Below are 7244 nucleotides of genomic sequence, written 5' to 3' on the forward strand. Positions count from 1 at the left end.
ACGGCCGAACATGAAACGGATTCCGCAATGCGCGGCAGTCCATGCAATAACGACACCGGTAAAATAGACCAGCCACAATTCCCAAGGATTACTCGACTGAAAATCGGCGGTCATCATTGTACGGAAAAGCAACAGCGGCGTAGAGACGACAAATACGAAATCAGCAAGACCGTCTCCGGTCGTATCGCTCAATATCTTCAGCCTCGCAAATAGGTAGCCAAGCATAATAATGCTGAAGATAATTGTAATTGTGGCCGCGAGACCCATATTTCACCATACTTATCTGCAATGCCGCGAAGAAATTATGCTTTAAAGCATTCTTGATTCCTGCGCAGATTTACAAATTTCTTGTAAATCGCCAAACTCTTGCTGATTTCTTCATAAATTTGCGCAATATGAAAGATCAGTCAGGGCATATTCTGAAAATTGCATAACGGTTTTCAGAATATAATATGTGTAAATTGATCCCCGCTTATCAGACAAGCTGTTGCAAAATGGCACAAGCGGAAGATCTTCATATTCTCAGGGTCTTACTCAGAGGGGGAATATATCTTTCCCTTTTGAGCGAAAAACGCTAGACACGCCCTGATTAAACAACGATGCCTGCTGGTTCGGGCCTGATACAAGGATTTTCAAATTGTCCTCAACATTTGACAAAGTAGCTGATATTATTGCTGAAACCAGCGAAATTGACCGCGCTTCCATTACGCCTGAAAGCCATACAATCGACGATCTGGGCATCGACAGCCTCGATTTCCTCGACATCGTTTTCGCAATTGATAAAGCTTTCGGTATCAAGATTCCTCTGGAACAGTGGACTCAGGAAGTGAACGAAGGCAAAGCAGATACTGAAGAATATTTCGTTCTGAAGAATCTCTGCGCAAAAATCGACGAACTCGTCGCTGCCAAACAGGCCTAATTTAAGTTAAATTGACGCGCAGTGTGGAAAACAAACCATACCGCGCGTCTTTTTACAGGCAGTGGTTTATATAATTGTGATTACAATCACAAAACATTGATCGCCGCTTGATGCGGCTTTTGTCATTGATAAGTATGTTTCAGGGATAAATCTGTCCCTGTCATAATTATACCACTGTAAGATCCTGCCTTCGGGTAAGTTACGACCGGAAATCAAGCGAGCAGCTCATGCACAGCAAAAAAGTTCTCATCACCGGCATCGGCCTCATCACCTCTCTGGGTGAAGGCGTGGAAGCCCATTGGTCTGCCCTCACATCAGCAGGGACGCAGCCGAAGCTCGATACAGAGAATTTCGCTCCTTACACAGTTCACCCGTTGGGCGAAGTTGACTGGTCTCAGCAAATTCCGAAGCGCTCCGACCAGCGCCAGATGGAAACATGGCAGCGTCTCGGTACCTATGCAGCAGGTCTTGCCTTGCAGGATGCCGGTATCAAAGAAAATGAAGCGCTTTGCTCGACGATGGATATGATTGTGAGCGCCGGTGGCGGCGAACGCGATATCAGCGTGGACACACAAATTCTCGATGCAGGCCGCGGCAATAACCAACCGGGTCTGATGCTCAACGAAAAGCTCTCCACAGAACTGCGCCCGACGCTGTTTCTGGCTCAGCTTTCCAACCTGCTTGCCGGCAATATTTCAATTGTTCATAAAGTTACCGGCTCTTCGCGCACTTTCATGGGTGAAGAAGGTTCCGGCATTTCCGCAGTGGAAACCGCAGCAGCCCGCATCCGCACCGGCCAGAGCACCCATGCTCTCGTTGGCGGTTCTTACAACGCGGAACATTTCGACATGCTGCTCGGCCACGAACTCGGCGGTTTTCTGAAGTCTGACGGCTGGGCTCCTTTCTGGGCACGTGAAGGCTCACAGGGCGGCGGTATGATCACCGGTTCCGGCGGCATCTTCCTCGTTCTCGAAGAAGCCGAACATGCCAAAGCCCGTGGCGCACGCGCCTATGGTGAGATTGCATCCATTTCCAGCGGTCAGATCCGTCGCGGCAAGGAAAACCTGACCGCAGCTGTTTCCGCGCTGATTGAAGACAACAGCTTTGTTGTGACCGGCGCATCCGGCGCCCACCAGCCGACAGCTGCAGAAAAAGCAGCTTTGAGCGCTAAATCTGCCAGCTATCGCGGTGTATCCGGCCTGTTCGGTCATATGCGTGAAGCGCAGTTCCCGCTGGCACTTGCGCTTGCCGCACTCAGCGTCTGGAAAGGCGAAGCTTTTGCTCCGCTTTCCGGTGATGAAACAGCTCGCAGCGGTGTGCTTGACCGCGCCACAGCACTGACCGTCGGAGCCACCCGCTCCGAAGGTGCAGCCATTATAGTAAAAGCCTGATCGGAGGTCACCATGTCAAAATTTACCGATCATCTCGGCCGCCCTCTCGTAGCCATTACCGGTGCCGGTGTTGTTTCCCCGCTGGGAACCGGCAAGGAAGATAACTGGAACGCCCTGACCGGCGGTCAGTCCGGTATTCACGAAATCAACCGCTTCCCGACCGAAAATCTCAAGACCCGCATCGCCGGTACAGTAGATTTCCTGCCTGAAAGCACAATCGGCGCATCTGCTCTGTCTGAAAAACTGGCACGTCTCGCCGGTGAAGAAGCCATTGCCCAGTCCGGCCTGTCGGTCACTGATTTCGGCGGCCCGCTGTTTCTGGCAGCGCCACCGGTTGAGCTCGACTGGAAAAGCCGTTTTGCATTGGACGCACTGGTGAAAAATCAGGGTGAGCCAAGCTATCAGCTGCTGCTGGAAGCCTGCCGCAATAATCCGCGTATGGACGAATTCAACACCACGCAGTTCGGCTATATTGCCGAGCGTCTGGCAGATATTTTCGGCACGCGCGGGCTGCCCGTTACTATGTCCACCGCTTGCGCATCGGGTGCGACCGCTATTCAGTCCGGCGTTGAAGCCATTCGCCGAGGCGAGAGCGACCGCGTTCTGGCCATTGGTACAGACGGTTCCGTTTCCGCTGAAGCACTCATCCGCTTCTCGCTGCTCTCCGCTCTGTCCACGCAGAATGACCAGCCGCACAAGGCTTCCAAGCCATTCAGTAAAGACCGTGACGGTTTTGCGATGGCTGAAGGCTCCGGCGCTCTGGTGATGGAATCGCTGGAAAGCGCTATTGCCCGTGGTGCAAAAATTCTCGGCATTCTCAAAGGCTGCGGCGAAAAGGCGGATGATTTCCACCGCACCCGTTCCAGCCCAGATGCTTCACCGGCTATCGCTACTGTGCGTGCAGCCTTGGATGATGCAGGTCTGACCATTGACGATATCAGCTATGTCAACGCCCACGGCACCTCGACACCGGAAAATGACAAGATGGAGTATCACACTCTGTCCTCCGTCTTCGGTGAACGCATCAGCTCAATTCCGGTTTCGTCCAACAAGTCGATGATCGGTCATACACTGACGGCTGCCGGTGCGATTGAAGCCGTGTTCTCGCTGCTGACCATTCAGACAGGCACACTGCCGCCGACCATCAATTACGACAATCCTGATCCGGCTATCGCGCTTGACGTGGTGCCGAATGTAAAACGGGATGCCAATGTCACTGCCATTCTGTCGAATTCTTTCGGCTTTGGCGGTCAGAATGCCAGCCTCGTGGTTGCAGCGCCGCTTTAAGCGGCTTTGCGCTCCCCGATCAGGCACTCAAATTTAATAAGGATAGAACTCAAACATGCGCGCATTACAGCTCCTCGATGACCGCCGCTTGGAAAGCACCGACATTCCGGCTCCTGAAAAGCCGGGCTTTGGTGAAGTTACCGTCAATATCAAAGCGGTTGCCCTCAACCATATCGATGTATGGGGCTGGCGCGGCATGGCTTTTGCCAAACGCAAAATGCCGCTGGTCATCGGCGCGGAAGCATCGGGCGTTGTCACCGCAATCGGCGAAGGCGTATCCAATGTTCTGCCGGGTCAGCTGGTGTCGATCTACGGCGCACGCACCTGTGGTCTGTGTAAAGCCTGTCGCGAAGGCCGCGACAATCTTTGCGAACATGTTTCCGGCGTTCATGGCTTCCACCTTGACGGTTTTGCCTGTGAGGCTGTTAATCTGCCAGCACGCCTGCTGATCCCTGCACCTCCGGGTGTTGATGCAATCGGCGCGGCTGTTGCCCCTGTCACTTTCGGTACCGTTGAACATATGCTGTTCGACAATGCCAAGCTACAGCCGGGTGAAAGCATTCTTATTCAGGCCGGTGGTTCCGGTATTGGTACCGCTGCTATTCAGCTGGCCAAGAAAATGGGTTGCACCGTCTACACCACAGTTGGTTCAAACGACAAAATCGAAAAAGCCAAGGCGCTCGGTGCCGATCACGTTATCAACTACCGTGAAGACCGTTTTGAAGGTGTTATGCGCAAGCTCACCAAGAAAAAAGGCGTCGACGTGGTATTCGAGCATGTTGGTGCCGATACATGGGCTGGCTCCATGCTGTCGCTGAAGCGCGGCGGCCGTCTGGTCACTTGCGGCTCCACCTCCGGTGTTTCGACAAATATGAACCTGATGATGCTGTTCCAGCAGCAGCTCAAACTGCTCGGCTCCTTCGGTTGCCGTATGGAAAACATGGCCGATGCCATGCAGAAGATGGCTCAGGGCATTGTCTCTCCGGTGATTGATACTGTGGTCGGCTTTGAAGATATCGACACAGCCCTGAAGCGCATGGAAACCCGTGACGTCTTCGGCAAAATCATTCTGAAAATTGACTGATCCTCAATTTATCAATGCGGATTATCTTGCAGCGCCCTGTGTTTTAACGCACAGGTCGCTGTAAATTTATCAAGACTTAAGGCACCACATGTTCAAGCTGAAACTCCTTGCGTTCAAATATTGGCAAAAGCTGAAAGTTGCCAATTACTGGCTGTGGGCGCAGGCAGTCTTCATTTTGCTGGCGCTGCTTCGTTTGCTGCCTGCCAAAGCCGCCGTCCGGTTTTCCGCTTGGGTTGCCCGCAAAATCGGCCCGTTGTCGTCACGTCATAAAGTGGCAACACGCAATCTCGCCAATGCCTATCCTGAAAAATCGCCTCAGGAGATTGAAGAAATCGCACTGGAAATGTGGGACAGCATGGCGCGTCTGCTGGCTGAATATGTATTTCTCGATGCGATCTTCGATTTTGATCCGGATGCGAAAGAAAAAGGTCTGATCGAAGTAGAGGGCGAAGAGATTTTCCGTCGTCTGCTCGATGAGAAAAAGCCGCATATTTTCTTCACCGCACATACCGGTAATTTTGAGCTACTGCCGATTTGCGCCGCAACTTTCGGCCTCAATGTTACCGCGCTTTTCCGTCCGCCGAATAATCCGTTTATCGCGCGCAAAGTGCTGAAAGCCCGCCGCACCAATATGGGGCATCTGGTGCCGTCCAAGGCTGGTGCTGCATGGTCGCTCGCTGCGGTGCTGGGACAAGATGACAATGTGGGCATGCTGGTTGACCAGAAGTTCGCCCGCGGCGTGCCGAGCACATTCTTCAACCTGCCGGTGAAGACCAATCCGCTTTTGGCCAAACTTGCGCGTCAATATGATTGCGATGTTTATCCGGCACGCTGCATCCGCCTTCCCGGTGGTCGCTACCGTCTGGAATTGTCGGAGGCGATGGAGTTGCCGCGTGATGCAAATGGTCAGGTTGATATTGCTGCCACTGCCCAATTGCTCAACGACACGGTTGAAGGATGGGTGCGTGAATATCCGGGACAATGGATGTGGTTCCACAAACGTTGGGGCTAATCCATGACTTTAGGCACATGCGACTTCACATAAACTTGTATGGATGCGCATAGCGTGCTAACCGCCTGCAAACGGAACAGAGCCTCGCTCAAGGCTTAGAAACAAGGATCTCCTCATGTCCCGCCCGATTATCATTGCACCTTCCATTCTCGCTTCTGACTTTTCCAAGCTTGGTCAGGAAATCAAAGATGTTGTGACTGCCGGTGCAGACTGGATTCATATCGACGTGATGGACGGCCATTTCGTACCGAACATCACTTTTGGTCCGGATGTGGTAAAGGCAATCCGCCCGCATACAGACGCAGTGTTTGACACCCATCTGATGATTGCACCTTGTGATCCTTATCTGGAAGCATTTGCCAAGGCCGGTTCGGACATCATCACCATTCACGCAGAGGCAGGCCCTCACCTGCACCGCTCGCTGCAGGCCATTCGCAATCTTGGCAAAAAAGCCGGTGTCGCGATCAATCCGGGCACCCCTGCCTCGGTGCTGGAAAATGTGATTGATGATGTTGATCTCATTCTGGCGATGACCGTCAATCCGGGCTTTGGTGGTCAGAAATTCATCACCTCCATGCTGCCAAAGATCGAACAGCTCAATGCGCTCATTGGCGACCGCCCGATTGATTTGCAGATTGACGGTGGTGTTACCGCAGAGAATGCCGGTGCTGCAGCTAAAGCCGGTGCCAATTCTCTGGTGGCCGGCTCCTCCATTTATAAGGCCGGTAATCTTGAAGGTTACCGTGCCAATGTCGAGGCAATCCGCAAGGCTGCGGAGCAAGGCCGCGCTTAAAACTTTGATCATCAGGCGGATAGCAATATCCGCCTGATGCATTTTTAACCAACCGGTTCATCTCTCCCGTAAAGGCAACCGGTACTTCTATCTTTGCTGTTAGGAAACGCACATGATCCCGCGCTATTCCCGCCCTGAAATGGTTGCCATCTGGTCGCCGGAAACCAAATTCCGCATCTGGTTTGAGATTGAAGCTCACGCCTGTGATGCACTGGCTGAAATCGGCGTTATCCCGAAAGAATCCGCGAAAACCATATGGGAAAAAGGTGGCGCGGCGAAATTTGACGTTGCCCGTATTGATGAGATCGAAGCTGTCACCAAACATGACGTGATCGCATTCCTCACCCATCTGGCTGAATTTGTCGGTCCTGACAGCCGCTTCATCCATCAGGGCATGACCTCGTCGGACGTTCTCGACACCTGCTTCAACGTACAGCTGATGCGTGCCAGCGATCTGCTGCTCGCTGATCTCGACAAGCTGCTGGCAGCGCTGAAAACCCGCGCTTACGAGCATAAAGACACCATCACCATCGGTCGCAGCCATGGTATCCATGCTGAACCAATTACATTCGGCGTTAAAATGGCGCTGGCTTATGCGGAATTTGAACGCTGCCGCGCCCGTCTGGTTGCTGCTCGCGAAGAAATCGCGACCTGCGCCATCTCTGGTGCGGTTGGCACATTCGCCAATATCGACCCGCGCGTCGAAGAACATGTTGCCAAGTCGCTCGGCATGAAAGCCGAGCCGGTTTCCACACAGG

Annotated in this window: 8 protein-coding genes; 7 read left to right on the forward strand and 1 reads right to left on the reverse strand. The window is 52.9% G+C overall.

Annotated features, from left to right (window positions below; all coding sequences use genetic code 11):
• Positions 1-267, reverse strand: a 267-nt coding sequence (locus tag A918_RS20450; protein ID WP_033316120.1) for an AEC family transporter, incomplete at its 3' end; no start/stop codon positions are given.
• Positions 268-637: 370 nt separating this feature from the next.
• Between A918_RS20450 and A918_RS0113120 the strand changes: the two genes are divergently transcribed.
• The 7 genes from A918_RS0113120 to A918_RS0113150 form a co-directional block, all read left to right on the forward strand.
• A complete protein-coding gene (locus A918_RS0113120) occupies positions 638-919 on the forward strand; it encodes an acyl carrier protein (RefSeq protein WP_022711508.1) in 282 nt (93 codons plus the stop codon).
• A gap of 227 nt (positions 920-1146) precedes the next feature.
• Complete coding sequence (locus A918_RS0113125; protein WP_022711509.1) at positions 1147-2310, forward strand: beta-ketoacyl-ACP synthase; 1164 nt, start codon at positions 1147-1149, stop codon at positions 2308-2310.
• A gap of 12 nt (positions 2311-2322) precedes the next feature.
• Positions 2323-3597: a beta-ketoacyl-ACP synthase gene (locus A918_RS0113130; protein WP_022711510.1), complete on the forward strand. Its 1275-nt coding sequence runs from the start codon at positions 2323-2325 to the stop codon at positions 3595-3597.
• A 55-nt stretch (positions 3598-3652) separates the two neighbouring features.
• Entirely contained in the window at positions 3653-4681 is a 1029-nt protein-coding gene (locus A918_RS0113135; RefSeq protein ID WP_022711511.1) for a zinc-binding dehydrogenase, read from the forward strand.
• Positions 4682-4769: 88 nt separating this feature from the next.
• Positions 4770-5693: a lipid A biosynthesis lauroyl acyltransferase gene (locus tag A918_RS0113140; protein ID WP_022711512.1), complete on the forward strand. Its 924-nt coding sequence runs from the start codon at positions 4770-4772 to the stop codon at positions 5691-5693.
• A 115-nt stretch (positions 5694-5808) separates the two neighbouring features.
• Positions 5809-6486, forward strand: a complete 678-nt coding sequence (gene rpe, locus A918_RS0113145) for a ribulose-phosphate 3-epimerase (RefSeq protein WP_022711513.1) — start codon at positions 5809-5811, stop codon at positions 6484-6486.
• Between the two features lie 112 nt (positions 6487-6598).
• Positions 6599-7244 (forward strand): lyase family protein (locus tag A918_RS0113150; RefSeq protein WP_022711514.1); only part of this gene is annotated, 646 nt, incomplete at its 3' end.

This window comes from Pseudochrobactrum sp. AO18b, from assembly GCF_000409565.1.
Taxonomy (GTDB): domain Bacteria; phylum Pseudomonadota; class Alphaproteobacteria; order Rhizobiales; family Rhizobiaceae; genus Pseudochrobactrum; species Pseudochrobactrum saccharolyticum.